This is a genomic window from Bradyrhizobium sp. 149 (assembly GCF_023073915.1).
In the GTDB taxonomy this organism is placed as follows: Bacteria; Pseudomonadota; Alphaproteobacteria; order Rhizobiales; family Xanthobacteraceae; genus Bradyrhizobium.
In genome coordinates, this window is sequence record NZ_JADPKK010000022.1 from 113,832 (window position 1) to 138,760 (window position 24,929).

Annotated in this window: 26 protein-coding genes; 18 read left to right on the forward strand and 8 right to left on the reverse strand. The window is 64.2% G+C overall.

The genetic code is table 11. The annotated features are described in order from the left end of the window. The first annotated feature begins 41 nt into the window (after positions 1–41). Complete coding sequence (locus IVA88_RS18060; protein ID WP_247498586.1) at positions 42–1,250, forward strand: acetyl-CoA C-acetyltransferase; 1,209 nt, start codon at positions 42–44, stop codon at positions 1,248–1,250. A 17-nt stretch (positions 1,251–1,267) separates the two neighbouring features. Further along, a complete protein-coding gene (locus IVA88_RS18065) occupies positions 1,268–3,481 on the forward strand; it encodes an FAD-dependent oxidoreductase (protein ID WP_247498587.1) in 2,214 nt (737 codons plus the stop codon). Between the two features lie 461 nt (positions 3,482–3,942). Here IVA88_RS18065 and IVA88_RS18070 read toward each other — a convergent pair whose 3' ends face one another. Both IVA88_RS18070 and gstA read right to left on the reverse strand, forming a co-directional pair. Next, complete coding sequence (locus IVA88_RS18070) at positions 3,943–4,251, reverse strand: hypothetical protein (protein ID WP_247498588.1); 309 nt, start codon at positions 4,249–4,251, stop codon at positions 3,943–3,945. Between the two features lie 226 nt (positions 4,252–4,477). Further along, positions 4,478–5,092, reverse strand: a complete 615-nt coding sequence (gene gstA, locus IVA88_RS18075) for a glutathione transferase GstA (RefSeq protein WP_247498589.1) — start codon at positions 5,090–5,092, stop codon at positions 4,478–4,480. A 126-nt stretch (positions 5,093–5,218) separates the two neighbouring features. Between gstA and IVA88_RS18080 the strand changes: the two genes are divergently transcribed. The 3 genes from IVA88_RS18080 to IVA88_RS18090 all read left to right on the forward strand — a co-directional run bounded on the left by IVA88_RS18080 (position 5,219) and on the right by IVA88_RS18090 (position 7,871). Next, a complete protein-coding gene (locus tag IVA88_RS18080) occupies positions 5,219–5,713 on the forward strand; it encodes a MarR family winged helix-turn-helix transcriptional regulator (RefSeq protein WP_247498590.1) in 495 nt (164 codons plus the stop codon). 100 nt (positions 5,714–5,813) lie between these two features. Beyond that, complete coding sequence (locus tag IVA88_RS18085) at positions 5,814–7,184, forward strand: glutamate--cysteine ligase (RefSeq protein WP_247498591.1); 1,371 nt, start codon at positions 5,814–5,816, stop codon at positions 7,182–7,184. A gap of 114 nt (positions 7,185–7,298) precedes the next feature. Further along, positions 7,299–7,871: a PAN domain-containing protein gene (locus tag IVA88_RS18090; RefSeq protein WP_247498592.1), complete on the forward strand. Its 573-nt coding sequence runs from the start codon at positions 7,299–7,301 to the stop codon at positions 7,869–7,871. Positions 7,872–7,955: 84 nt separating this feature from the next. Here the strand turns inward: IVA88_RS18090 and IVA88_RS18095 are convergent, their stop codons facing one another. From IVA88_RS18095 to IVA88_RS18110, 4 genes are all read right to left on the reverse strand, one after another. Then, positions 7,956–8,522, reverse strand: coding sequence for a nucleotidyltransferase family protein (locus tag IVA88_RS18095; protein WP_247498593.1), 567 nt, complete (start codon positions 8,520–8,522; stop codon positions 7,956–7,958). Positions 8,523–8,537: 15 nt separating this feature from the next. Further along, a complete protein-coding gene (gene lepB / locus IVA88_RS18100) occupies positions 8,538–9,314 on the reverse strand; it encodes a signal peptidase I (protein ID WP_247498594.1) in 777 nt (258 codons plus the stop codon). Continuing rightward, the gene (tldD, locus tag IVA88_RS18105; protein ID WP_007605058.1) at positions 9,311–10,738 is read right to left on the reverse strand and encodes a metalloprotease TldD; all 1,428 of its coding nucleotides are present in this window, start codon (positions 10,736–10,738) and stop codon (positions 9,311–9,313) included. The genes lepB and tldD overlap by 4 nt, the downstream gene beginning before the upstream one ends. Positions 10,739–10,854: 116 nt before the next feature. Next, positions 10,855–11,400, reverse strand: a complete 546-nt coding sequence (locus IVA88_RS18110) for an invasion associated locus B family protein (protein WP_247498596.1) — start codon at positions 11,398–11,400, stop codon at positions 10,855–10,857. Between the two features lie 447 nt (positions 11,401–11,847). On the opposite strand from IVA88_RS18110, the gene coxB reads away from it, so the two are divergent. The 9 genes from coxB (at position 11,848) to IVA88_RS18155 (ending at position 18,938) form a co-directional block, all read left to right on the forward strand. Continuing rightward, entirely contained in the window at positions 11,848–12,687 is an 840-nt protein-coding gene (gene coxB / locus IVA88_RS18115) for a cytochrome c oxidase subunit II (RefSeq protein WP_247498597.1), read from the forward strand. Between the two features lie 88 nt (positions 12,688–12,775). After that, positions 12,776–14,401 carry a cytochrome c oxidase subunit I gene (gene ctaD / locus IVA88_RS18120; RefSeq protein WP_247498598.1) on the forward strand — a complete coding sequence of 542 codons (1,626 nt, stop codon included), beginning with the start codon at positions 12,776–12,778 and terminating at the stop codon, positions 14,399–14,401. A 60-nt stretch (positions 14,402–14,461) separates the two neighbouring features. Continuing rightward, complete coding sequence (locus IVA88_RS18125; RefSeq protein ID WP_247498599.1) at positions 14,462–15,406, forward strand: heme o synthase; 945 nt, start codon at positions 14,462–14,464, stop codon at positions 15,404–15,406. Then, entirely contained in the window at positions 15,403–15,579 is a 177-nt protein-coding gene (locus IVA88_RS18130) for a CoxF protein (RefSeq protein ID WP_247498600.1), read from the forward strand. The genes IVA88_RS18125 and IVA88_RS18130 overlap by 4 nt, the downstream gene beginning before the upstream one ends. Positions 15,580–15,584: 5 nt before the next feature. Further along, positions 15,585–16,235, forward strand: coding sequence for a cytochrome c oxidase assembly protein (locus tag IVA88_RS18135; protein ID WP_247498601.1), 651 nt, complete (start codon positions 15,585–15,587; stop codon positions 16,233–16,235). A gap of 79 nt (positions 16,236–16,314) precedes the next feature. Beyond that, positions 16,315–17,211 (forward strand): cytochrome c oxidase subunit 3, encoded by an 897-nt coding sequence (locus IVA88_RS18140; protein ID WP_247498602.1) that lies wholly within the window; start codon positions 16,315–16,317, stop codon positions 17,209–17,211. Positions 17,212–17,306: 95 nt separating this feature from the next. Continuing rightward, positions 17,307–17,708 carry a DUF983 domain-containing protein gene (locus IVA88_RS18145; RefSeq protein WP_247498603.1) on the forward strand — a complete coding sequence of 134 codons (402 nt, stop codon included), beginning with the start codon at positions 17,307–17,309 and terminating at the stop codon, positions 17,706–17,708. Further along, on the forward strand, positions 17,705–18,466 hold the full coding sequence (locus IVA88_RS18150) for an SURF1 family protein (protein ID WP_247498604.1): 762 nt from the start codon (positions 17,705–17,707) through the stop codon (positions 18,464–18,466). Before IVA88_RS18145 ends, IVA88_RS18150 begins: the two co-directional genes overlap by 4 nt. 106 nt (positions 18,467–18,572) lie before the next feature. Next, positions 18,573–18,938 carry a nuclear transport factor 2 family protein gene (locus IVA88_RS18155; protein WP_247498605.1) on the forward strand — a complete coding sequence of 122 codons (366 nt, stop codon included), beginning with the start codon at positions 18,573–18,575 and terminating at the stop codon, positions 18,936–18,938. On the opposite strand, the gene IVA88_RS18160 is transcribed toward IVA88_RS18155, so the two are convergent. Continuing rightward, positions 18,935–20,272 (reverse strand): histidine kinase, encoded by a 1,338-nt coding sequence (locus IVA88_RS18160; RefSeq protein ID WP_247498606.1) that lies wholly within the window; start codon positions 20,270–20,272, stop codon positions 18,935–18,937. The two genes, IVA88_RS18155 and IVA88_RS18160, sit on opposite strands and share 4 nt — an antisense overlap. Positions 20,273–20,357: 85 nt before the next feature. Here IVA88_RS18160 and IVA88_RS18165 point away from each other — a divergent pair, with 85 nt between their 5' ends. Then, complete coding sequence (locus IVA88_RS18165; RefSeq protein WP_008541266.1) at positions 20,358–21,002, forward strand: response regulator transcription factor; 645 nt, start codon at positions 20,358–20,360, stop codon at positions 21,000–21,002. Between the two features lie 189 nt (positions 21,003–21,191). On the opposite strand, the gene IVA88_RS18170 is transcribed toward IVA88_RS18165, so the two are convergent. After that, a complete protein-coding gene (locus IVA88_RS18170; RefSeq protein ID WP_247498607.1) occupies positions 21,192–21,389 on the reverse strand; it encodes a hypothetical protein in 198 nt (65 codons plus the stop codon). 178 nt (positions 21,390–21,567) lie between these two features. Here IVA88_RS18170 and thrC point away from each other — a divergent pair, with 178 nt between their 5' ends. The 3 genes from thrC to IVA88_RS18185 are packed head-to-tail and all read left to right on the forward strand — an operon-like array spanning position 21,568 to position 24,898. Beyond that, a complete protein-coding gene (gene thrC, locus IVA88_RS18175) occupies positions 21,568–22,986 on the forward strand; it encodes a threonine synthase (RefSeq protein WP_247498608.1) in 1,419 nt (472 codons plus the stop codon). Further along, on the forward strand, positions 22,983–24,272 hold the full coding sequence (locus tag IVA88_RS18180) for a pitrilysin family protein (protein ID WP_247498609.1): 1,290 nt from the start codon (positions 22,983–22,985) through the stop codon (positions 24,270–24,272). The genes thrC and IVA88_RS18180 overlap by 4 nt, the downstream gene beginning before the upstream one ends. Positions 24,273–24,310: 38 nt before the next feature. After that, positions 24,311–24,898 carry a GNAT family protein gene (locus IVA88_RS18185; protein ID WP_007605081.1) on the forward strand — a complete coding sequence of 196 codons (588 nt, stop codon included), beginning with the start codon at positions 24,311–24,313 and terminating at the stop codon, positions 24,896–24,898. Positions 24,899–24,929 lie beyond the last annotated feature (31 nt).

Below are 24,929 nucleotides of genomic sequence, written 5' to 3' on the forward strand. Positions count from 1 at the left end.
GCGCGGCGGTCCTAACCAATAACTGCAATCAGGAGGCTCCCATGGCAGATGCCTATATTTACGACCACGTCCGCACCCCGCGTGGCCGCGGCAAGGCGGACGGCGCACTGCACGAAGTCACCGCGCTCGCGCTCGCGACCGTGCCGCTCAAGGCGCTGAAGGACCGCAACAACCTGCCGGAAGATTCCGTCGATGACGTCATTCTCGGCGTGGTCGATCCGGTCGGCGAAGCCGGCTCCGATATTGCGCGCTTTGCCGCGCTGAAGGCGGGCCTCGGCGAAGCCGTGCCAGGCGTGCAGATCAGCCGCTTCTGCGCCTCCGGCCTCGATGCCGTGAATTTTGCCGCAGCCCAGGTGATGAGCGGCCAGCACGAGCTCGTGATCGGCGGCGGTGCCGAATCGATGAGCCGCGTCGGCATCGGTGCCTCCGGCGGCGCCTGGCCGATGGACCCGTCCATGGCGGTGCCGGCCTACTTCATGCCGCAAGGCGTCTCGGCCGATCTGATCGCTACCAAATACGGCTTCTCGCGCGACGACGTCGATGCCTATGCGGTGCAGAGCCAGCAGCGCGCGGCGAAGTCCTGGGATGAAGGCCGCTTCGACAAGTCGGTCGTCCCGGTGAAGGACATCAACGGCCTCACCATTCTCGCCAAGGACGAGCATATGCGTCCATCGACGACGATGCAGTCACTGGCGCAGTTGCAGCCGGCGTTCACGATGATGGCGCAGATGGGTGGCTTCGACGGCGTCGCGGTGCAGTCGCATCCGGAAATCGAACGCGTCAATTACGTGCACCACGCCGGCAATTCGTCGGGCATTGTCGATGGTGCCGGCGCGGTTCTGCTCGGCAGCAAGGAAGCCGGCGGCAAGTACGGCCTGAAGCCGCGTGCGAGAATCCGCGCTTTCGCCAATATCGGCTCAGAACCCGCGATGATGCTGACCGGCCCGGTCGACGTCACCGAAAAGCTGTTTGCGCGCTCCGGCATGAAGAAGTCGGACATCGATCTGTTCGAGCTCAACGAGGCCTTCGCCTCCGTGGTGCTGCGCTACATCCAGGCCTTCGACATCGACAACGCCAAGATCAACGTCAATGGCGGCGCGATCGCGCTCGGCCATCCGCTGGGGGCGACCGGCGCGATGATCCTCGGTACCGTGCTCGACGAGCTCGAACGCACCAACAAGGCGACCGCGCTGGTGACGCTGTGCATCGGCGGCGGCATGGGCACCGCGACCATCATCGAACGCGTCTAAGGCAGGGAGCAACCACCATGGCTTACAAGAATTTCAAGGTTGAGACCGATTCCGACGGCATCGCGCTCGTGACCTGGGACATCCCGGGGCGTTCGATGAACGTGCTCGACGAGACCTCGACCAGCGAGCTCGACGCGATCGTCAAGGCGACCACGGCCGACGCGGCGGTGAAGGGCGTCGTCATCACCTCGGCGAAGGAGGCGTTCTGCGCCGGGGCGGACCTGTCCATGCTCGAGGGCATGAACCAGGCCTATGCAAAACTGTTCAAGGAGCAGGGCGAGACCGCCGCGAACCAGATGCTGTTCGAGCAGAGCCGGCGCTTCTCGCAGGTGCTGCGCTCCATCGAGACCTCTGGCAAGCCGTGGGCGGCGGCGATCAACGGACTCGCGCTCGGCGGCGGTTTCGAGATCACGCTGTGCTGCCACTATCGCGTGGCGGCGGAGAATCCCAAGACGCGCCTCGGCCTGCCCGAGGTCAAGGTCGGACTGTTCCCGGGCGCCGGCGGCACGCAGCGCGTGCCGCGCCTGGTGCCGCCGCAGGACGCGATGACGATCCTGCTCAAGGGCGATCCGGTCACGATCGAGAAAGCCAAGGCACTCAATCTGATCCACGCCATCGTTCCCGCCGGCGAGCTCATCAAGGCGGCAAAGGACTGGATCAAGGGCGGCGGCAAGGCTATTGCGCCCTGGGACGAGAAGGGTTTCAAGCTCCCCGCCGGTCCGGTGTTCTCCAAGGCCGGCATGATGATGTTTCCGGCCGGCAACGCGATCTATCGCCGCGAGACCTACGACAATTATCCGGCCGGGCGCGCGATCATGAGCTGCGTCTACGAGGGCCTGCAGCTGCCGATCGACGCCGCACTGCGCGTCGAGTCACGCTACTTCACCTCGGTACTGCGCTCGAAGGAAGCGGCCGCGATGATCCGCAGCCTGTTCCTGTCGATGCAGGAATTGAACAAGGGTGCGCGCCGTCCGAAGGATGTGCCACCGACAAAGGTGAAGAAGATCGCCGTGATCGGCGCCGGCTTCATGGGCGCGAGCGTCGGCTACGTCTCGGCCCGTGCCGGCCTCGACGTTGTCCTGATCGATCGCGACCAGGAGAGCGCCGATAAGGGCAAGGCGCATGCGCAGAAGGTGATCGAGGAGCAGATCAAGAAGGGCCGCGCCAAGCCCGGCGATGCAGAAGCCCTGCTCGCGCGCATCACGCCGACCGCGGACTATTCCGCACTGAAGGACGTCGATCTCGTCATCGAAGCCGTGTTCGAGGACCGCAAGGTCAAGGCTGATACCTTTGCCAAGGCGCAGGAGCATATGAAGCCGGACGTGATCTTCGCGTCCAACACCTCGACGCTTCCGATCACTTCGCTGGCGGAATCCTTCAAGGACCAGGGCAGGTTCGTCGGCATCCATTTCTTCTCGCCGGTCGAGAAGATGATGCTGGTCGAGATTATCCAGGGCAAGAACACCGGCGATCTCGCGGTCGCGACCGCGCTCGATTACGTCCGGCAGATCGGCAAGACGCCGATCGTCGTCAACGACAGCCGCGGCTTCTTCGCCAATCGCTGCGTCGGCCGCTACGTCGCCGAGGGCAACGAGATGTTCCTCGAAGGCGTGCCGCCGGCGATGATCGAGAACTGCGCCAAGATGGCCGGCATGCCGGTCGGCCCGCTCTCGCTGTCGGACGAGGTCGCGCTCGACCTCGGGCTCAAGATCATGAAGGCAACGGAAGCGGACCTCGGCCCCAACGCCATCAATCCCGATCAGAAGAAGCTGATGGTGGAGATGGTCGAGAAGCAGGGTCGTCTGGGCCGCAAGAACAGCAAGGGGTTTTACGACTACCCCGAGAAGGGCAAGGGGCAGAAGAGCCTGTGGCCGGGCCTCTCCGCGCTGCAGCCCAAGCAGCTCGACCCCGATACCCTCGACGTCGAGGAGTTGAAGCAGCGCTTCCTGGTGGTGCAGGCGGTGGAAGCCGCACGCACGGTGGAGGACCACGTCATCACCGATCCGCGGGAGGCGGATGTCGGCTCGATCCTCGGCTTCGGCTTCGCGCCGTTCACCGGTGGCACGCTGTCCTACATCGACTTCATGGGCACCAAGAAGTTCGTCGAGCTTTGCCACAAGCTGGAGGCGAAATACGGCTCGCGCTTTACCCCGCCGAAACTCCTCGAGGAGATGGCCGCGAAGGGAGAAACCTTCTACGGCCGCTTCGCTCCGAAGAAGGCGGCGGCCTGAGCCGCCACCGGCTCCGCATCGAGGTCGTGAAACACAAAGGCCGGATCATCGATCCGGCCTTTTCGCGTGTCAGGCCAGCCTCATCACGGTTGCGTCAGATTGTTCCCAACTTGTGGAACCGGTCACAGAACTCGCGTAGGAACCGTGCCAAGGTCCCGCTGCCGATGTCGCGCAATTGTCATAGACGCGTCAAAGCGGCGCCGTTCTTTTGCTCGGCCCTGGCACTAGTTTCGCTCCGGGTCAGGGTCATGAAACCGGTCGGGACACTTGTCGATCCATCGGCAAGTTGAAGACGAAATAAGAAAGTGTCCTTGATGAACTCTTTGGTGCTGCGGAAGACCGCGCTTGGTCGCGATCTCGCCGCGAAATCTGCTGTTGTGTCCACAACTGGCCACCTGTTGCCGCAACAGAAGCCGGCGCGCCTGCGCCGCAAGGGGCCGGTGCTTTGGGCCGCGATGGCTTTACTTGTGCTGGCGGCGGATTTTCTGCTCGCTTGTCTCGCCTGGCTCGCCGTCGATTTCGTCATGGGATGAGGCGTCACGCGTGTGCAGCACATAGGCTGCCGCGAAATAGGCGAGCTGGCAGACGGCGAGGCAGCCGGCAATGACGATCACGCCCGCCATCATCCCGAACTCGTAAACGCGAAGAAGTATCGCGGAGAAAATTGCGATCAACGGCGAGATGACGACCAGCGCCCAGATCCTGAAAACGCAACCTGTCGCTATTCCCACCAAGGCGCTTGCAACGATCAGGACGAGGGCAATCGTCAACTTCAACTCCGATGCGAGTCCAAATATTCTTCAATCAATGCCGTCAAAATCGCCCGCTTCGCGGGTGGTGACAAGACAGCACCACTTACATTTCGCGAACAATAGTTCATAAGTCTGGCGCGAGGTCCGACGATCCGGCGGAGTGGCTTCGCCCTGCGCGGCCCTGCGGCAGCAAAAAGGGCCGGATCATGGACCCGGCCCTTTGGAAATTGGTTGCCGTCGCGTCTCACGCGGCCTGGATCAGCCCTTCCTTCCTCATCGCTTCCTGCACCTGCGGCCGCGCCGCGACGCGCGTCTTGTATGCGGCAAGGTTCGGCATTGCCGAGAAGTCGAACTTCATTCGGTCGGCCCAGGTCAGCATCGTGAAGAGATAGCCGTCAGCCACCGTGAACTGCTTGCCCATGAGGTAATCGCGGCCGGCGAGCTGGCCGTCGATGTATTTCAGCTTGCCCATGACGCGATCCCTAAAGAAGGTCTTGGCCTCGTCGTTCAGGGCCGGCGCGAACAGCGGACCAAAGCTCTTGTGCACCTCCGAGGTGAGAAAATTCAGCCACTCGAGGAGCTTGTAGCGCTCGGCGCTGTCACGGGCCGGCGCCAGCGCCTTGGCTGAGGCCTGATCGGCGATCATCTGGACAATCACCGGGCCTTCGGTCACGATCTCTCCGCTATCGAGGCCCAGCGCGGGGACCTGCCCCTTGGGGTTCAGCTTCAGATAATCCTCACCATTTTCGAGCTTCTTGGCCCGGATATCGACCTTGACCAGCTCATAGGGCAGGCCGGCCTCCAGAAGCGCGATGTGGGGGGATAGCGAGCAGGCACCGGGCGAATAGTACAGCTTCATGGAATTTCCTCCTCTTGATGCTTGGTTCAGGCGAAAGAACGACTACATGCATCTGCTTGAAATAGTCAAGATTGATGCAGCTGCATCGAATAGGGTAAGACACGGGCGACGAGCTTGAGTGGGACCATGAAACGCAAACCATCGACCGAGGCGACTTCCGCCTGGATCCGCCTGATGCGGGTACAGAGCCGCGTGCTCGATTGCGTCGAGCAGGACCTGAAGAAGGCCGGCTTCCCGCCGCTGGCATGGTATGACGCGCTGCTCGAACTGTCACGGGCGCCCTCGGGCGAGCTCCGGCCGGTCGAACTCGAACGGCAGATGCTGATCCCGCAATATTCGACGTCGCGGCTGATCGACCGCCTGGTCGACGAAGGCCTCGCCTCGCGACGTGAATGCAAGATCGACAAGCGCGGCCAGTTCGTGGAGATCACGGAAGCCGGCCGCGAGTTGCAGAAGCGGATGTGGGGCGCCTATTCGGCCGCAATCGAGAAATATGTCGGTTCGAAACTGTCTGATGCGGACGCCGTGAAGCTCAGCGGTCTGCTCGACCGCCTGGGCTGCTCGTGCGGCGAGATGAAGCTGCCGCCCGCCCAGGTCAACGAAACCACGCCGCTGCGATGATCGCGCGGCAAAACCAGCTCGTCCGTGCAACCGGTGGGTTCGCGGACTGTCCCTGTCACCCACGCGCGTTCGATCGAAGCGCTTTTGATTAGAGTTTGATATGGCGCGAGATCAGATCGATATGACGCCGCTGCAATCGCGCGACGAGCTCGTCGCGTGGTTCGAGGCTGGCTGCAAGGACCCGTCCGAATTCCGCATGGGCACCGAGCACGAGAAGACACCGTTCACGCTCGAAGGCCACCGTCCGGTGCCTTACGACGGCGCGCGCGGTATCGGCGCGCTGCTCGAAGGCATGAAACTCCTGCTCGGCTGGGAGCCGATCATGGAGAAGGGCAACATCATCGGCCTCTACGACGTCACCGGCGGCGGCGCGATCTCGCTGGAGCCCGGCGGACAGTTCGAGCTCTCGGGCGCCCCCGTCGAGAACGTGCACCAGACCCAGAGCGAGCTGATGGCGCATCTGGCGCAGGTGCGCGAGATCGCAACGCCGCTCGGCATCGGCTTCCTCGGGCTCGGCATGACGCCGTCCTGGTCGCGCGCCGACATCCCGGTGATGCCCAAGGGCCGCTACAAGATCATGACCAATTACATGCCGAAGGTCGGTCAATACGGCCTCGACATGATGTACCGGACCTGCACGGTGCAGACCAATCTCGACTTCTCCTCCGAAGCCGACATGGTCAAGAAGCTGCGTGTCTCGCTCGCGCTCCAGCCGGTCGCAACCGCTTTGTTCGCCAACTCGCCGTTTACCGAGGGCAAGCCGAACGGCTTCCTCTCCTTCCGGTCCGAGATCTGGCGCGACACCGACAATGCGCGCGCCGGCATGATGCCGTGGGCATTCGAGGACGGCATGGGCTTCGAGCGCTATGTCGATTACGCGCTCGACGTGCCGATGTATTTCGTCAAGCGCGGCGAGGATTACATCGACGTCTCAGGCTCCTCGTTCAGCGCCTTCTTCGATGGACGCAACAACAATTTGCCCGGGGAACGTCCGACGCTGTCGGACTGGGCCAACCATCTTTCGACGATTTTCCCGGAGGTGCGGCTCAAGCGCTATCTCGAGATGCGCGGCTCCGACGGTGGCCCGTGGGGCCGTCTGCCGGCGCTATCGGCGTTCTGGGCCGGGCTGCTCTACGACGATGTGTCGCTCGATGCCGCCTGGGATCTTGTGAAGCACTGGACCGCGCATCAGCGTCAGGCCCTGCGCGACGACGTGCCGCGCCTCGGCTTCAAGTCGCGGATCAAGGACCGCTATCTGTTCGAGATTGCCAAGGAATGCCTCGTTCTGGCACATGCCGGCCTGCGCCGACGCGGCCGGATCGATCAGCTCGGCCGCGACGAGACCCGGCATCTGGAGCCGCTCGATCGCATCATCGATTCCGGCCGCACGCCGGCCGAGGAGATGCTCGACAAGTTTAACGGTCCCTGGAACGGCTCGGTGGAAACCGCCTACGCGGAATACGCGTTCTAGACCTGAGCGGCCAACGATACGGATCGGGGGCCGTTCATCGCCCATACAGGTTTGCGGCGATCAAATGACCGGCTGAAAAACCTGAGCGTCGTCAATAACTCGAAAGCTGTTCCGATGGGGAAGGGCCGCCTGGCCGTGATGGCAAGCGTCCTGGCAAGCGCCGTGGCATGTGCCGCGCTGCTTTCGCTCGTGTTTGCGAGCTGGCCCGTGCGCGCCCAGACGGCGTTCGACCGGCCCGGCGGAGACTATTTCAGCACGCCGGTCACGTCAGGCGATCCCGAGGATTGCGCGCTGCTGTGCGAGCGCGACCGCCGTTGCCGCTCGTGGAGCTTCAACTATCCCGATGTCGAAGGCGGCTCGGCGGTGTGCTGGCTGAAGAACGCGGTGCCTGCGCGCGTGCCGGGAAGCTGCTGCATCTCCGGTGTGCGCGGGGCCGGCGTGATCGAGCCGCGTGTCGAAGGCGTGGAGACCTCGATCGACCGCCCCGGCGGCGATCTGCGCAATTTCGAGATCAAGGACGGCGAAGGCGAAGAGACCTGCAAGGCTGCCTGCACCGCCGACAATAAATGCCGCGCCTTCACCTATGCACGCCCCGGCTACACCGGACGCGAAGCGCGCTGCTTCCTGAAAAAGGAAATCAAGCCGCCGCGCCGGAAAGCGGGGTTTACGTCGGGCGTGGTGCGGTAGCGTGCGGCCCTCGCCGTCGTCATTGCGAGCGTAGCGAAGCAATCCAGACTGATTCGCCGGTGGGAGTTGGATTGCTACGGCGTCTCACTCCGCCGCAATCACCGTGATCTCCGGCCACAGCGCCTTCCATCGCGTCGCTTTCGCCGTGTAGTTCGCCGGGGAAAAATTCAGGCCCGGATTAGGGCGTACGATCAGTCTTTCGACATCGTCGAAACCATGTGGCGCGTAGACCTCGTAGCCGTTGCCCGCGCGCCGGACGCCAATCTGCGTGTTCTGCGTCAGGAAGCGGTCAATGCCATCCGTCGAGCGCGTCAGGGGTGGATAGGGCCGGCCGTGCTTGCCGGGATACCAAAGATGCACACGCGCCTGGTTGCGGATCTCGACCTTGGCATCGAGCTCTGTAAGCCGTTCATGTAGCCTCCGGATCACTGCGTCTTCCGCCTCCCAGGAGGTATCGGCATCGAAATAGAACACGTCATAGTCGGCGATGCCGTGGCTGATCGCACGACCGGTGATCACATTCCACAAGGTCTGCACCAGGCAACCTGCGACCAGCCAAGCATCCGGCAGACCGAGCCGTGCCAGCTCGTCGATGATCGTGACGTTGGCGGGATTTTTCAGCGCGAGCGCGAGGAATTCGTCACGGTCCATCGTTCGCGAGGAGACTCAATGCACCGCGGTGAAGAACCGAGCCATCCTGAAACCGGAGAGCCAGGTCCATACCGGCTGGCCGCGAATGCCGAGATCCCAGGATCCGAGCACCGCATCCGCGCGGCCGACCAGATTGTCGATCGGCAACAGGCCGACGCCGCCGGAGCGCAAGGGCACGCGGCTGTCGGCGGAGTTGTCGCGGTTGTCGCCGAGAACGAAGAGATGACCCGCCGGCACGGTCACTTCCTGGGTGTTGTCGAGCGGACCGTTGTCGCGCATCTTGAAGATCAGATGCGAGACGCCGTTGGGCAGCGTCTCGACATAGCGATAGGCGGGTTCGCTGCCGCCATTGTCGTCCTCGGCGGCGCCAACGCCGTCCGGCTTCAGCTCGGCGGGGCGATCGTTGATGAAGAGCTGGCCCTGCCGCAGCTGGATGCGGTCGCCGGGCAGACCCACGACACGCTTGACCCAGGCCTGCGAGCGGTCGCCGGGCCAGCGGAAGACGACGACGTCGCCCTGCTTCGGCGTTTCCGCGAAGACGCGGCCGCTCTCGGGCAAGTTGATCTGGATCGGCAGCGACGAGGTGCCGTAGCCGTAGGGGAATTTCGAGGCGATCAACGCGTCGCCGATCAACAGCGTCGGCTCCATCGAGCCCGACGGAACGTAGAACGGCTCGGCCAGCGCACCCTTGGCGATGAACACCGCGGCGACGATGCCGGCGAGCTGCACGAGCTGGCCGCCCCAGCCGCTGCTCTTCCGCTTGGTAGTGACTGTTATCTTCTCGACACTCATCCGCCTGTTCCACCCACCGTAATGCGTTCCATCAGCAGCGACGGCTGGCCGACGCCGACCGGCACGCCCTGGCCGTTCTTGCCGCAGGTGCCGATGCCGGTATCGAGCGCGAGGTCGTTGCCGATCATGCGGATGCGATGCAGGTCGGTCGGTCCGTTGCCGATCAGCATGGCACCCTTCAAGGGCGCACCGATCTTGCCGTTCTCGATCTTGTAGGCCTCGGTGCACTGAAACACGTATTTGCCCGAGGTGATGTCGACCTGGCCGCCGCCGAAATTCGCGGCGAAGACGCCGTTCTTCACCGAAGCGAGGATCTCGGCCGGATCGCGGTCGCCCGCGAGCATGTAGGTGTTGGTCATGCGCGGCATCGGCACATGGGCATAGCCCTGGCGGCGGCCGTTGCCGGTCGGCTTCATGTTCATCAGGCGCGCGTTCTGGCGGTCCTGCATATAACCGACCAGGACGCCGTCCTCGATCAGCACCGTGCGGTTGGTCGGCGTGCCCTCGTCGTCGATCGACAGCGAGCCGCGGCGGGAGGCAATGGTGCCGTCGTCGACCACGGTGACGCCCTTGGCCGCGACCTGCTGGCCCATCAGGCCTGCAAACGCAGACGTCTTCTTGCGGTTGAAGTCGCCCTCGAGGCCATGGCCGACCGCCTCATGCAGCATCACGCCCGGCCAGCCGGCCCCGAGCACGACGTCCATCTCGCCGGCGGGGGCGGGAATCGATTCCAGATTGACCAGAGCCTCTCGCAGCGCACCGTCGGCGGCGTCGCGCCAGGACTTAGCTTCGATGAATTCGGCGTAGCCGGCGCGGCCGCCATAGCCCTTGCTGCCGCTCTCCTGGCGGTCGCCCTGGCCGGCGACGACGGAGACGTTGACGCGCACGAGCGGGCGGATGTCGCGATAGCTCTCGCCGTCGGGGCGCAGGATCTCGACCACCTGCCAGGTCGCGCCCAGGCTGACGCTGACCTGGCGCACGCGCGGATCCTTGTCGCGCAGATAGGCGTCGATCTCGGCGAGCAGTTTGACCTTGGTCTCGAAGCCGGGGGCATCGAGTGGATTGTCGTCACTATAAAGCCGCACGTTGGTATGCGCTGGAGGCGCGGCGAAGCTGCCGGAATAACCACCGCGCACGGCCGCGACCGCGTCCGCAGCGCGAATCAGCGCCGGCAGCGACACGTCGGAGGAATGCGCGTAGCCGACCGCGTCGTCCTTGACGGCGCGCAGGCCAAAGCCCTGCGAGGTGTCGTAGGTCGCCTGCTTCAGCCGCCCATTGTCGAACATCAGCGCTTCGGTCTGGCTATATTCCAGGAACAATTCGCCGTCGTCGGCACCGGCAAGCCCGCGCGCGAGCTCGTTGCGCACCTGGTCGCGGTCGAGATTGGCGCGGTCGAGCAGGGAGGTTGTGGCAGGGTTGGTCATGCGTCCGTCCATTATCGGGGGATGTGAGGCAAGATAATGGTTTCCCGGCGGTTCCGCGAGGCGCCTAGTCTCACATTACGGAAACAATAGGTTTGCGGGTCTTCGCTCCCTGTGCCCTACGGCAGCTTGTCATATCCCTCGCCGAGCCCGTTCAGGCTGAGCGGGAAGCCGATGCCTTCTTCCGGGGTCTCGAAAATGATGAAGGTGGCGGTCTTGGCGGTGCGGAGCTGGCCGAGCAGCTTGTCGTCCATGACGACCTCGGCGACGCAGCCATTGGGCAGGCAGCGGACAAAGCCGGCGCGGCCGACGTCCTGGTTGTCGAGCTTGAGGCCGAGGCCGGAGGGCAAAAGCACGCCGAGAGGGGCGACCACCCGCATCAGGCGGCTCTTCTGGTCGGCGGTCTTGAGCACGATCACGGTCAGGCCGGCATTGGAGCGGTCTTCGGCCACCACGCTCTGGATCAGGGCGCATTGCTCGGACTGGGCGCCCGGTGGGGTGTCGCAGCGGATCTGCCAGTCGCCATGGACGGAGCGCACCGCGCCCTGCGCATGGGCGAGGCCTGGGAGCGCCAGCATGACGACCGCCACCAGCAGGGCTGCCAGCATCGTGAGGCCGCTAGCCTGCCTTGTCGCCGGCCTTGCCACGCATCTCGAAAACCCCATCGGGTCGGTCCCTCTGCTCGCCTGGGTCGCTCGCACCTGGCGGACTGATACGGGAATGACGGCGTCTTGAAGGCGATTCGCAAGCAAATTCCACGCCGCCACGGCCGCCGCCGCCCGCACGAATCAGGTTCCGGTGCGGCTGTCTGCCAGTGCCTATCGCGGGCAATTCCGCTGTCAAGCCGCAGCATCACGGGAAACGGTATTTTTGTCTGATGTTACTAGGAAATATCTTGCGGGTGACGGCAGGCAGACGAGGCTCAAGACTGCATTGCGATAGATCAAGAATTATGGTTTGAGAGGCTTGATTTCGGCGTTCTAGCGATCTGGCCCAATTCCTCTTAGAGGTATTCTTGCGCGGCGGTTTGTCAGACGGGCGGATCGAATAAAGCGTTTCCCGCAAATAGGGGAATGCACTTGGGGTGATTTCGTTAGGGGAGCGCGAACGGCATGAAGATGTCGATGGGCCCGGTGGGCCGGCACTTGCTGGGATTGGCCGTGGCGGGTCTGACGCTGGCGACGGGCGGTGCGGCATTCGCCGAGCTCGGACAACCGGCGCCGTGGGAGTGGACGCTTCAGCAGTCCGCTTCCCCGGTGATGGACAACATCGTCTGGTTCCACAATTTCCTGTTCGTGCTGATCACGCTGATCACGCTGTTCGTTCTGGCGCTGCTCGTGATCGTGGTCGTCAAGTTCAATGCGAACGCCAATCCGGTGCCGTCGCGGACCACGCACAACACGCTGATCGAGGTAGCGTGGACGCTCGTGCCGGTGCTGATTCTGGTCGGTATCTCGGTGCCGTCGTTCCGCCTCCTGTTCCTCGAGCTCGACGTGCCGAAGGCGGATATCACCATCAAGGCGACCGGCAAGCAGTGGTACTGGTCCTACGCCTATCCGGATAACGGCAAGTTCGAGTTCGACTCGCTGATGGCCCAGGACAAGCAGCCCCGCCTGCTCGGCGTCGACAACGAGATGGTGGTGCCCGTCAACAAAGTGGTCCGGGTTCAGGTGACCGGGGCGGACGTGATTCATGCCTTTGCGATGCCGGCCTTCGGCGTCAAGATCGACGCCATTCCGGGCCGACTGAACGAGACCTGGTTCAAGGCCACCAAGACCGGGATGTTCTACGGCCAGTGCTCGGAGCTGTGCGGCAAGGACCACGCCTTCATGCCGATCGCCATACGCGTGGTGAGCGACCAGGAGTTCGCCTCCTGGGTCGAGACGGCGAAGAAGAAATATGCGAGCGGCGGCACCAACACCTACGCCTCCACGGCCGGCCCGACGCAGTAAGCGCCGGGCGACAGGTTCGAGGGAAACGAAAGCGACATAAAGGCGGGACCTCCAGGGGTCCGATTGGGACGCAAGGCAGGATTTGAAAATGGCAACGAGCGCAGCGGCACACGGCGATCACGCGCAAGACCACGGACATGACGAGCACGCCCATCCGACCGGATGGCGGCGCTACGTCTATTCGACCAACCACAAGGACATCGGCACGATGTACCTGATCTTCGCGGTCGTCGCCGGCGTCATCGGCGCCGCGATGTCGATCGCGATCCGTGCCGAGCTGATGTATCCGGGCGTGCAGATCTTCCACGAGACGCACACCTACAATGTGTTCGTGACCTCCCACGGCCTGATCATGATCTTCTTCATGGTCATGCCGGCGATGATCGGCGGCTTCGGCAACTGGTTCGTGCCTCTGATGATCGGCGCGCCGGACATGGCGTTCCCGCGCATGAACAACATCTCGTTCTGGCTGCTGCCGGCCTCGTTCGCGCTGCTGCTGATGTCGACCTTCGTCGAGGGTGAGCCCGGCGCCAACGGTGTCGGCGCCGGATGGACCATGTACGCACCGCTGTCGAGCTCCGGCCATCCGGGCCCGGCCGTCGACTTCGCGATCCTGTCGCTGCATCTGGCGGGCGCCTCGTCGATCCTCGGCGCCATCAACTTCATCACCACGATCTTCAACATGCGCGCGCCGGGCATGACCCTGCACAAGATGCCGCTGTTCGTGTGGTCGATCCTGGTGACGGTATTCCTGCTGCTGCTGTCGCTGCCGGTGCTCGCCGGTGCGATCACCATGCTGCTTACCGACCGCAATTTCGGCACCACGTTCTTCAATCCGGAAGGCGGCGGCGATCCCGTGCTGTTCCAGCATCTGTTCTGGTTCTTCGGTCATCCCGAAGTGTACATTCTGATCCTGCCCGCCTTCGGGATGGTCAGCCAGATCGTCTCGACCTTCTCGCGCAAGCCCGTGTTCGGTTATCTCGGCATGGCCTACGCCATGGTCGCGATCGGCGGCATCGGCTTCGTTGTGTGGGCGCACCACATGTACACCGTCGGCATGTCCTCCGCGACGCAGGCCTATTTCGTCGCCGCCACGATGGTCATCGCGGTTCCGACCGGCGTGAAGATCTTCTCGTGGATCGCCACGATGTGGGGCGGCTCGATCGAGTTCCGCGCGCCGATGATCTGGGCGGTGGGATTCATCTTCCTGTTCACCGTCGGCGGCGTCACCGGCGTCGTGCTGGCGAATGCCGGCGTCGACCGCGTGCTCCAGGAAACCTACTACGTCGTCGCGCACTTCCACTACGTGCTGTCGCTCGGTGCGGTGTTCGGTATCTTTGCCGGCTGGTACTACTGGTTCCCCAAGATGTCGGGCTACATGTACAACGAGACGCTGGCAAAGGCGCACTTCTGGGTCACCTTCATCGGCGTCAATCTGGTGTTCTTCCCGCAGCACTTCCTCGGCCTGTCGGGCATGCCGCGCCGCTATGTCGATTATCCCGACGCGTTCGCGGGCTGGAACCTGGTCTCGTCGCTTGGCTCCTACATCTCAGGCTTCGGCGTGCTGATCTTCCTCTATTGCGTGATCGAAGCTTTCGCGAAAAAGGTGCCGGCCGGCGACAATCCGTGGGGCGCCGGTGCGACCACACTGGAGTGGACGCTGCCCTCGCCACCGCCCTTCCATCAGTTCGAAGTGCTGCCCCGCGTGCAGTAAGCCAACGCTCGCGGCGCCCGTGACGGGCGCCGCGGCTCGACAACGAAGCGAGTCAATCTGGTGTCCGTCCTCGACCACAACGCCGTCGACCTCAATCCCCGCATCTCCGAAGCGGAGGTTGGCGACTACATCGCGCTCCTGAAGCCGCGCGTGATGTCGCTGGTGATCTTCACCGCGCTGGTCGGAATGGCGATGGCACCCGGGCATTTCCACCCGGTGCTGGCCATCACCTCGCTGCTCTGCATCGCCGTCGGCGCCGGCGCTTCCGGGGCGCTCAACATGGCGCTCGAAGGCGACATCGACGCCAAAATGTCGCGCACGGCGAATCGGCCGATTCCGCGCGGCCGCATCACCCGTCCTGAGGCGATGACCTTCGGCATGACGCTCGCCTTCTTCTCGGTGATGACGCTCGGCATCCTCGTCAACTGGATCGCGGGCGCGCTGCTCGCCTTCACCATCTTCTTCTACGTCGTGATCTACACGATCGTCCTGAAGCGCTGGACCGCACAGAACATCGTGATCGGCGGTGCCGCCGGCGCGCTGCCGCCGGTGGTGGCCTGGGCCGCGGTCACAGGCACGGTCGACGTCGAGCCGCTGCTGCTGTTCGCCATCATCTTCTTCTGGACGCCGCCGCACTTCTGGGCGCTGGCGCTGTTCCGCTCCGACGATTACGCGCGCGCCGGCATTCCGATGCTGCCCAACGTCGCCGGCCCCGACGCGACGCGGCTTCAGATCCTGCTCTACACCATCGTGCTGATCGCGGTCGCCGCCGCGCCCTGGGCGCTCGGCTATTTCGACGCCATCTACGGCATCGTCTCCCTGATCCTCGGCGCAGGCATGCTGGCGTTCGCCATCAACGTCTATGTCCGCCGCGAGCGCAGCCAATCGTTGCGTGCGACCCGCAAGCTGTTTGCGTTCTCCATCCTTTATCTGTTCGCGCTGTTTGCGATCTTGCTGGCCGAGGTCGTGTTCCGGGCGCTTGCTCCGATGGCAGGGGGCGCATGATCGCAGGAATGGCCGACAAACCCGAGACAGATGGAATCGTCCTCACCGAGGCGCAGAAGAAGAGCCGTCGTCAGCGCTCGATCGCGATCGCGCTCGCGCTCGGCGTGCTCGTGGTGCTGTTCTTCGCCGTGACCATGGTCAAGGGACCGGCCGTGCTCGTCCGGCCGATGTAGGAAACATGGATCAGAAGCCGATCATATCGCTGGATCAGAGCCGGAGGGCCGCCAAAGCGCGTGGGCCTTCCAAGGGGCTTGGCCGCGACGTGGTGGTCGCCTCGATCTGCGGCGGCGTGGTCGCGCTGATGGTCGGCGCCTCCTACGCGGCGGTGCCGTTCTACAACTGGTTCTGCCGTGCCACCGGCTTCAACGGCACGACCCAGGTCGCGACCTCGGCGCCGGCGAGCGGCCCGATCGCACGAAAAATCGCGGTGCGCTTCGATTCCAACGTCGCGCCCGGCCTGCCCTGGAAGTTCGAGCCCGAGCAGAGCGAGATCGAGGTCAATATCGGCCAGGTCGTGACGGTCTTCTACACGGTGACCAACCAGGCCGCGCGGACCACCGCAGGCCAGGCCGCCTACAATGTCGCGCCGCTGACGGTCGGATCCTATTTCCAGAAGATCAACTGCTTCTGCTTCACCGAGCAGACCATGGCGCCCGGCGAGAAGCGCGAGATGCCGGTCGTGTTCTACGTCGATCCGTCGATCGCCGACGACCACGAGAACGACGGGCTGAACACCATCACGCTGTCCTACACGTTCTATCCCGTGCGCGATCCGGTGGTGAAGCCGCTCGCCTCTGGTGAGAACGACAAGCGCAAGGGAAATCTCTGATCGCCGGGCTCACGCCCGGAGGGTTGGAAACGAGGGGATAAGTGCCGGACAGGCACGGGATTGAGGAGCGAGACCGCAAATGGCAACGGCGCACACCAAGCATCACGACTACCACCTGGTCGATCCCTCTCCGTGGCCGGTCGTCGGCTCCATCTCGGCCTTCATCATGGCGGTCGGTGCGATCACCTGGATGCACCACATGTTGTCGGCTGCGCCGATCATCTTCGGCGTCGGCACCGTCGGCGTGCTCTACACCATGGCGAGCTGGTGGGGCGACGTGATCAGGGAAGCCCAGTACAAGGGCGACCACACCCGCGTCGTGCAGCTGCATCACCGCTACGGCATGATCCTGTTCATCGCCTCCGAGGTGATGTTCTTCGTCGCCTGGTTCTGGGCCTATTTCAACGCAGCGCTATTCCCAGCCGACGCCGTCCATGCCACCCGCGATGCGGTGTTCGGCTGCGGTCTCGGTACCGCGGCTGGCGCTTGCTCCGTGCCGGGCACCTGGCCGCCGCACGGCATCGAGACCTTCGATCCCTGGCATCTGCCGCTCCTGAACACGCTGATCCTGCTCACCTCCGGCACCACGGTGACCTGGGCCCACCATGCGCTGCTCGAGAACGATCGCCAGGGTCTGAAGTACGGCCTGATCCTCACTGTCGTGCTCGGCGCGCTCTTCACCTGCGTGCAGGCCTATGAGTACAGTCACGCCGCATTCTCCTTCGGCGGTAACGTCTACGGCGCGACCTTCTTCATGGCGACCGGCTTCCATGGTTTTCATGTGCTGGTCGGCACCATCTTCCTGCTGGTCTGCCTGTTCCGCGCCTATGCCGGCCACTTCACGCCGACCCAGCATCTCGGCTTCGAGTTCGCCGCCTGGTACTGGCACTTCGTCGACGTGGTCTGGCTGTTCCTGTTCCTCTGCATCTATGTGTGGGGACACGGCGCCGAGACCATGGCCCACGGCGCGCACTGAGCAGCGCTGGATCGATCAAAAAGGGCGGCCGCAGGGCCGCCCTTTCGCTTTTGCGCCGCCGAGGTTTGGCGGAAACCGTGCTAGAGTCCGCCGTCATGAACGACACCGCCGGCCCATCCGAACCCGAGACGACCGTCCTGCAGAGCGCGCTGCGAGGGTTTGCCTGCAAATGCCCGCGCTGTGGCCAAGGCAAGCTCTACGCGGGCTTCCTGACGCTCGCGCCGTCCTGCGACCATTGCGGCCTCGACTACGCCTTCATCGATGCCGGTGACGGTCCGGCGATCTTCATCATCATGCTGGCCGGCGCGATCGTTGTTGCGTGCGCGCTCATCGTCGAGGTCAAATACCAGCCGCCGTACTGGCTGCACGCGGTGCTGTGGCTGCCGCTGATCCTCGCGACCACGCTGCTGCCGTTGCGTGCCATGAAGTCGCTGCTGATCGCGCTGCAATTCCACCACAAGGCGGCGCCGGGCCGGCTGGTCGACCGCGCGAAATGAACGAGACCGCGCGCAAGCCTCGCGTGGTCGGCTTCGCGCTGTTCACGCTTTTCCTGACGGCGGTCTGCGTCGCGCTCGGCCTCTGGCAATTGCAGCGTCGTCTCGCCAAGCACGAGCTGATCGCCGCGCTCACCGAGCGTCTTGCGGAGGCACCGGTCGCGCTGCCGCCGCCGGAACGATGGGCCGCGCTCAGTCCCGCACGCGATGAATTCCGCCGCGTCAGCTTTACCGCGACCTATGCCCCGTTGCCCGATGCGATGGTCTATTCTCCCGGGTCCGCCGTGCGCAAGGACGCTTCAGGCCCCGGCACCTGGGCGTTCCTGCCGGCACGGCTGCCGAGCGGCGAGACGGTCGTGATCGATGCGGGCTTCGTCGAAAACACCATGCAGGATCGCAGCGTCGAGGATCGCGCGGTTAAGAAGCTCGTCACGGGGCAGGTGCTCGCGTTCACCGGCTATCTGCGTTTCCCCGAGGCACGGGGCTGGCTGACCCCGGCGGAGAACCGCGACAAGCGGCTGTGGTTCGTGCGCGATCATGTGGCGATCGCGAGCACCCTGAGCTGGGGCGCGGTTGCGCCATTCTATGTCGACCTTGAGCAGCCGGTGCCTGAGAACGGCATTCCGCGGCCGGGGCCGCTCGACGTGCATCTCAAGGACGATCACCTGCAATACGCCATCACCTGGTTCACGCTTGCAGGCGCCGTGCTCATCGCTTTCGCTGTGTGGGCAAGAGGGCGGCGGCGGGGCTCGGCTCCGTAAATCCCTCGAGGGAACCCGGTATCGCCCGGGGTTTACCATTCAGCGCATATTCACGAGTGTGGTCCTAAGCCGCCAATGATTTTCCGCGGGCAGACAGGATTGCGGCGTGAGCGATTTCGACCAGATGGGAATTGTCGTCGACTGGGTGGATGCCTGCAGGAAGGGCGACCTCGCGACGCTACTCGATCTCTATGCGGACGACGCCCAGGTCGAATGCACGTGTAACGGTACGCAGCGTTATCGCGGCCGGAGCGAGCTCGAAGCCTATTGGCAGCCCCGCCTCAGCGCTTTCTCGTCGGCAGGTTTCGGGCTGGAGGAAATCCATCCAGCGCCCGACGGCGTCGATCTCGAATATTCCGTCGCCGGTGCGCTGCGCATCCGCGCCTCGTTTTGTTTCAGCCCGGACGGCAAGATCCGCACCACGCTGTGCGAGCCGGCGCGACAGAACGCACACCTTGGGTGTGCGTGCTAATCGTTGACCGGCGCCTCACGTGCCGGATCGACCGGAAGGCGGCAGCGCACATAGGTCCGGTCGTCCACACGCAGCAGTGACAGCGATCCGCTGAGCGCGCGCACGCGCTCGTGCATGCCGGTCAAGCCACGGCCGAACAAATTGCCCTCGGGAAAGCCGCCGCCGTCGTCGGAAATCTCGATAACGAGGGCGTCTGCGACGACTGTCGCCCGCACATGCGCATTGCTGGCGCTGGCGTGGCGCAGCACGTTGGTCAGCGCCTCCTGAATCACGCGATAAACGGTCTGTGCCAGCGGCCCGTCGATCCCGTTGAGATCCGGATCAATCGTGTCCGTCAGGCCGATATACGGTGCCTGCTTGCGAAACTTACGGAGCAGCGTCTGCAAACTGGTCTCCAGACCCAATTCCTCGATGTAGAGCGGTCGCAACCTGTCGAGGATGCGGCGGTTGGTCTGCTGCAGCGCCTCGACCGATTGCAACACCTCCTGTGCCGAACTGCCGGGATTTCCCGCCGAAGGCGAGGCCTCGACCAATGCGATCGTGCCGGCGCGGATACTGAACAGCAGCGGGCCGAGTTCGTCATGCAGTTCGCGCGCGAGATCGCGCCGCTCGTCATCCTGGAGTGACACCAGGCGATGCAGCAGGTCGCGATTGTCCTGGCTCAATTGCGCCAGCGTTTCGGCCAGCGCATTGGCCTCCTCGCAGCTTTGCCGGATTTCCGGCGGTCCTCCGACCGGGATCGGCGTTGCGTAGTCGCCGCGTCGTATCCGTGTGAGCCCTTCGCCGAGATCTTGCAGCGGGCGCAGGGCCGATCCCGCGAAAACATAGGCAATGGTGCCGGTGAGCACCATCAGCACGGCAACGAGGCTGGTCAGCGCCAGAAAGCCGATCCACTTCTCGAATAGGTCGGCCGACAGGTCGGGCAGGAAGACGAGATCGCCGACACGCTGGCCGTCGATCGTCACCGGAGCTGCCGTGTCCATGTCCGGGATGGTGAGCAGGTCGACAAACCATTGCGGCACGCCATGCGGCTTGCGCAGGCCGTCCCTCGCTGAGGACGCGGGACCCGTCTCCGCGGCACGGAATTGGATATCGGAGGTGTCCAGAGAATGGACAAAGGCGTCGAGCGTTTGCCGCGGATCGCTCGAGGTGCGCAGGGTGTTATTGAGCGCGGCGGCAACCGTCCGGATCGAACGCCGCCCCGGCTCGTTCTCGTCGGCCAGTTGGTCGGTCGCGAAGGTTTGGAGCAGCACGCCGCTCATGATCAGCGCGGCGAGGAAGCTCATGCCGAGCGGCAGAAACAGTTGGGTTCTGAACGAGAGGCGTTTCCACATTAGGTCAATTCTAACGCGCATCGGGCGGATTTGCTCTTTCCATTTGTTCCCGTCGGTTTATGAGTCGAAAAACTAGAGAGTTACAATGCAAGATACTGCCAAGCCGGCGACCCGCGTCCTGATTGTCGACGACCATCCCGTGGTGCTGTCCGGTTGCCGCACCCTGTTCGCCTCCGACCATTCGATCCGGATCGACGAGGCGACCGACGCCAAATCCGGGCATCGCGCCTATGTCAGCAAGCGGCCCGACGTCACGGTGATCGACATCAGCCTGCCCGACGTCTCCGGCTTTGAACTGATGAGACGCATTCGCAAGGACGATCCCGACGCCAAGATCATCATGTTCAGCATGAACGACGATCCGGCCTTCGTGGTGCGGGCGGTCGAGCTTGGGGCGCAGGGTTACGTCTCCAAGGGCGACGATCCCCGGATCCTGCTCAAGGCGGTGCGCAAGGTAGTTGCGGGCGACAATTTCATCTCACCGCAGCTCGCAGAAGCCGTGACGTTCTCAGGCGCGGCGATCAAGGCCAATCCGGCCTCGCAGATGACGCCGCGGGAGCTCGAGATTCTCCGCCTGCTGGGGCGAGGCGACAAGATCGTCGAGGTCGCCGAGGCACTCGGTATCTCCTACAAGACCGTCGCCAACACCACGTCCCTGCTCAAGCAGAAGCTTGGCGCCAAGAACCATTCCGACCTCATCCGGATCGCGGTGGAAATCGGGATGAACTGACGTCCCGGGCGCCGAACCGGCTGCTCCAGGATGCTGCCGGTTCGGCGGGGCGGACCGGTCTCGGCGCTCAGCCGGGCAATGCATGGATAGCGCCGACACCATCCGCCGACACAATGGGTCCAGTCGGCGTTCGTTCCCTGAACTGTCCGGTCATTCGGGAATTAATGGCAATGCGCGGCGAGGCTGGCCTCAAAAATGTCTGTCGGAGCCGAAACGCGTCGGGAAAAATAGGAACATTTTCTCGCCCGCACCGTTTTGGCCCTTGACGATTTCGTGACAGGCGACGAAAGCTTGCGCAAACAGTTTTAGCGGGGTCAGCCACCCCAAAGAGGCAAACTGGTCTGCACACATCAACGACAGACCTTCCAAGAGAAAGGGCTGCGGCATTGCCGCAGCCCTTTTTCGTTGGCAGCCCTTTTCGCTGGATCGGCAGGGGCGCGAAGCGGTTTCCCGATGCCGCAAAACACTTTATGGTGGCCCAAAGCCTCTGGCTGTTAACAAGTAGTTTCGTAAAATCAAAGGCTTGCGGATCGAGCTCAAGCTCGGCCGGCCTTTGGAGGGCAGTTTGACTCGTTATATCTCGACCCGGGGCGAGGCCCCCGAACTCGGCTTCTGCGACGTGATGCTGACCGGGCTCGCCCGCGACGGCGGCCTGTATGTGCCGGCCGCCTGGCCGCAACTCTCGACGAACGCCATCGCCGGCTTCTTCGGTCGTCCCTATTGGGAGGTCGCGGTCGAGGTGATCCGCCCCTTCGCCGTCGGCGAGATCTCGGACGCCGAGCTCGGCCGCATGGCGAACGAGGCCTACGCCACCTTCCGCCATCCCGCGGTGGTGCCGCTGCGCCAGATGGCGCCGCACCAGTTCGTGCTGGAGCTGTTCCACGGTCCGACGCTCGCCTTCAAGGACGTGGCGATGCAGCTGATCTCGCGGCTGATGGATCATGTGCTCGCCAAGCGTGGCCAGCGCACCACCATCGTGGTCGCGACCTCCGGCGACACCGGCGGTGCTGCGGTTGACGCGTTCGCAGGGCTCGAAAATGTCGATCTCATCGTGCTGTTTCCGCACGGCCGTATCTCCGAGGTGCAGCGGCGGATGATGACGACCACGGGCGCGGCCAACGTCCATGCGCTCGCCGTCGAGGGCAATTTCGACGATTGCCAGGCCCTCGTGAAGGCGATGTTCAACAACCATCGCTTCCGGGATGCGACGTCGCTGTCCGGCGTCAATTCCATCAATTGGGCGCGCATCGTCGCCCAAGTGGTCTACTATTTCACCTCTGCCGTTGCCGTTGGCGCACCGGCGCGCGCGGTGGACTTCGTCGTGCCGACGGGTAATTTCGGCGACATCTTTGCCGGCTATGTCGCCAAGCGCATGGGTCTTCCGGTGCGGACCCTGAGCATCGCCGCCAACGTCAACGACATCCTGGCGCGCACGCTCAAGACCGGGATCTACGAGGTGCGCGAGGTCCACGCGACGGCGTCGCCGTCGATGGACATCCAGATCTCCTCGAACTTCGAGCGGCTGCTGTTCGAGGCTGGCCGGCGTGATGCCGCCGGCGTGCGCCGTCTGATGGATTCGCTGAAGCAGTCGGGGCGCTTCGTGCTGCCCGATGCGACGCTGGCCGCGATCCGCGAGGAATTCGACGCAGGCCGCGCCGACGAAACCGAGACCGCGGCCGCGATCCGCGCCGCCTGGCGCGAGGCGGGCGAGCTGGTCGATCCCCACACCGCGGTCGCGCTTGCGGTCGCCGACCGCGACACCACCGACACGACGGTGCCCAGCATCGTGCTATCCACCGCCCACCCGGCCAAATTCCCCGATGCGGTCGAAGCTGCCTGCGGCCAGCGGCCGCAACTGCCGGCCTGGCTCGATGGTCTGATGACCAAATCCGAACACATGAAGGTGATGAAGAACGACCAGGCCGAGGTCGAGCGGTTCGTGCTGTCGGTCAGCCGTGCCGCAAAACAGGGAGTTGCCGGATGAGCGTCGAGATTTCCAAGCTTGCGTCCGGCCTGACCGTCGTCACCGACAAAATGCCCCATCTCGAGACTGCGGCGCTCGGCGTCTGGGCCGGCGTCGGCGGGCGCGACGAGAAGCCCAACGAGCACGGCATCTCGCATCTCCTGGAACATATGGCGTTCAAGGGCACGACCAAGCGCACCTCGCGCGAGATCGTCGAGGAGATCGAGGCGGTCGGCGGCGACCTCAATGCCGGCACCTCGACCGAGACCACGTCCTATTATGCGCGGGTGCTGAAGGCCGACGTGCCGCTCGCGCTCGACGTGCTCGCCGACATCCTGGCCAATCCCGCCTTCGAGCCCGACGAGCTCGAGCGCGAGAAGAATGTCATCGTGCAGGAGATCGGCGCGGCGCAGGACACGCCCGACGACGTCGTGTTCGAGCATCTCAACGAACTCTGCTATCCCGATCAGCCGATGGGCCGGTCGCTACTCGGCACTGCGAAGACGTTGCGTGCCTTCAGCCGCGACTCGCTGCGCGACTATCTGTCGACGCATTACCGTGGCCCCGACATGGTGGTCGCGGCGGCCGGCGCGGTCGATCACAAGCAGGTGGTCGCCGAGGTCGAGCAGCGCTTTGCCAGTTTCGAGGCGACGCCGGGCCCCAAGCCGCAACCCGCACAGTTCGGCAAGGGCGGCACCAAGGTGGTGCATCGCGAACTCGAGCAGGCGCATCTGACGCTGGCGCTGGAGGGCGTGCCGCAGACCGATTTGTCGCTGTTCTCGCTGCAGGTCTTCACCAACATCCTCGGCGGCGGGATGTCGTCGCGGCTGTTCCAGGAGGTGCGCGAGAAGCGCGGCCTCTGTTACTCAATCTACACGTTCCACGCACCCTATACCGACACCGGCTTCTTCGGGCTCTACACGGGCACCGATCCGGCCGATGCGCCGGAGATGATGGAGGTCGTGGTCGACATCATGAATGATTCGGTCGAGACCCTGACCGAGGTCGAGATCGCGCGGGCCAAGGCGCAGATGAAGGCGGGCCTGCTGATGGCGCTGGAGAGCTGCTCGTCCCGCGCCGAGCAGCTCGCCCGGCATGTGCTGGCCTATGGCCGGCCCCAGACGGCCGAGGAGCTGGTGGCCCGGATCGACGCCGTCAGCGTCGAATCGACCCGTGATGCGGCGCGTGCGCTGCTTTCGCGGAGCCGCCCTGCGGTTGTCGCATTAGGCAGTGGCAGGGGTCTGGACACGGCGGTGTCTTTTGCGGAAGGATTGACCCGGGCACGCGCCAAGGCGCGGCTGCATTAGGAGCCGCGCACGGGCTGATCTGCCCCGGGAAGCATCACATGGCCCTCTTTCGCCTGCCATCCAGTGGACCCGCCGCTCTCGCGCCGCGCGGCAACGGCCTGTTGCTACGCGCGCCGCAGATGTCGGACTTCTTGCAGTGGGCACATTTGCGCGAGTCCAGCCGCGATTACCTGACGCCCTGGGAGCCGATCTGGCCGTCGGACGATCTCACCCGCTCCGGCTTCCGCCGTCGCCTGCGCCGCTATTCCGAGGACATCGCCGCGGACCGTTCTTATCCCTTTCTGATCTTCCGCGAGCTCGACGGCGCCATGGTCGGTGGCATCACGCTCGCCAATGTCCGGCGCGGCATCGTCCAGGCCGGCACTATCGGCTATTGGGTCGGGAAGCCCCACGCCCAGCGCGGCTACATGACCGCCGCGCTGCGGGTGCTGCTGCCGACACTGTTCGGCGAGCTCAATCTGCACCGGGTCGAAGCCGCCTGCATCCCGACCAATGCGCCGTCGATCCGGGTGCTGGAGAAGTGCGGTTTCTCCCGCGAGGGGCTGGCGCGCCGCTATCTCTGCATCAACGGGATCTGGCAGGACCATCTGCTGTTCGGCCTGCTGCACGAGGATTTCCGCGGCTGAGCCCGTTCATCGATGTGGCCAAAGTCCCTTT

Excerpts from the sequence above, each read along its gene's own strand:
- IVA88_RS18060 (WP_247498586.1), top strand. The coding sequence starts at position 42 with ATGGCAGATGCCTATATTTACGACCACGTCCGCACCCCGCGTGGCCGC.
- IVA88_RS18065 (WP_247498587.1), top strand. The coding sequence starts at position 1,268 with ATGGCTTACAAGAATTTCAAGGTTGAGACCGATTCCGACGGCATCGCG.
- gstA (WP_247498589.1), bottom strand. The coding sequence starts at position 5,092 with ATGAAGCTGTACTATTCGCCCGGTGCCTGCTCGCTATCCCCCCACATC.
- IVA88_RS18080 (WP_247498590.1), top strand. The coding sequence starts at position 5,219 with ATGAAACGCAAACCATCGACCGAGGCGACTTCCGCCTGGATCCGCCTG.
- IVA88_RS18085 (WP_247498591.1), top strand. The coding sequence starts at position 5,814 with ATGGCGCGAGATCAGATCGATATGACGCCGCTGCAATCGCGCGACGAG.
- IVA88_RS18090 (WP_247498592.1), top strand. The coding sequence starts at position 7,299 with ATGGGGAAGGGCCGCCTGGCCGTGATGGCAAGCGTCCTGGCAAGCGCC.
- IVA88_RS18095 (WP_247498593.1), bottom strand. The coding sequence starts at position 8,522 with ATGGACCGTGACGAATTCCTCGCGCTCGCGCTGAAAAATCCCGCCAAC.
- lepB (WP_247498594.1), bottom strand. The coding sequence starts at position 9,314 with ATGAGTGTCGAGAAGATAACAGTCACTACCAAGCGGAAGAGCAGCGGC.
- tldD (WP_007605058.1), bottom strand. The coding sequence starts at position 10,738 with ATGACCAACCCTGCCACAACCTCCCTGCTCGACCGCGCCAATCTCGAC.
- IVA88_RS18110 (WP_247498596.1), bottom strand. The coding sequence starts at position 11,400 with ATGGGGTTTTCGAGATGCGTGGCAAGGCCGGCGACAAGGCAGGCTAGC.
- coxB (WP_247498597.1), top strand. The coding sequence starts at position 11,848 with ATGAAGATGTCGATGGGCCCGGTGGGCCGGCACTTGCTGGGATTGGCC.
- ctaD (WP_247498598.1), top strand. The coding sequence starts at position 12,776 with ATGGCAACGAGCGCAGCGGCACACGGCGATCACGCGCAAGACCACGGA.
- IVA88_RS18130 (WP_247498600.1), top strand. The coding sequence starts at position 15,403 with ATGATCGCAGGAATGGCCGACAAACCCGAGACAGATGGAATCGTCCTC.
- IVA88_RS18135 (WP_247498601.1), top strand. The coding sequence starts at position 15,585 with ATGGATCAGAAGCCGATCATATCGCTGGATCAGAGCCGGAGGGCCGCC.
- IVA88_RS18140 (WP_247498602.1), top strand. The coding sequence starts at position 16,315 with ATGGCAACGGCGCACACCAAGCATCACGACTACCACCTGGTCGATCCC.
- IVA88_RS18145 (WP_247498603.1), top strand. The coding sequence starts at position 17,307 with ATGAACGACACCGCCGGCCCATCCGAACCCGAGACGACCGTCCTGCAG.
- IVA88_RS18150 (WP_247498604.1), top strand. The coding sequence starts at position 17,705 with ATGAACGAGACCGCGCGCAAGCCTCGCGTGGTCGGCTTCGCGCTGTTC.
- IVA88_RS18160 (WP_247498606.1), bottom strand. The coding sequence starts at position 20,272 with ATGTGGAAACGCCTCTCGTTCAGAACCCAACTGTTTCTGCCGCTCGGC.
- IVA88_RS18165 (WP_008541266.1), top strand. The coding sequence starts at position 20,358 with ATGCAAGATACTGCCAAGCCGGCGACCCGCGTCCTGATTGTCGACGAC.
- IVA88_RS18170 (WP_247498607.1), bottom strand. The coding sequence starts at position 21,389 with ATGCCGCAGCCCTTTCTCTTGGAAGGTCTGTCGTTGATGTGTGCAGAC.
- IVA88_RS18180 (WP_247498609.1), top strand. The coding sequence starts at position 22,983 with ATGAGCGTCGAGATTTCCAAGCTTGCGTCCGGCCTGACCGTCGTCACC.
- IVA88_RS18185 (WP_007605081.1), top strand. The coding sequence starts at position 24,311 with ATGGCCCTCTTTCGCCTGCCATCCAGTGGACCCGCCGCTCTCGCGCCG.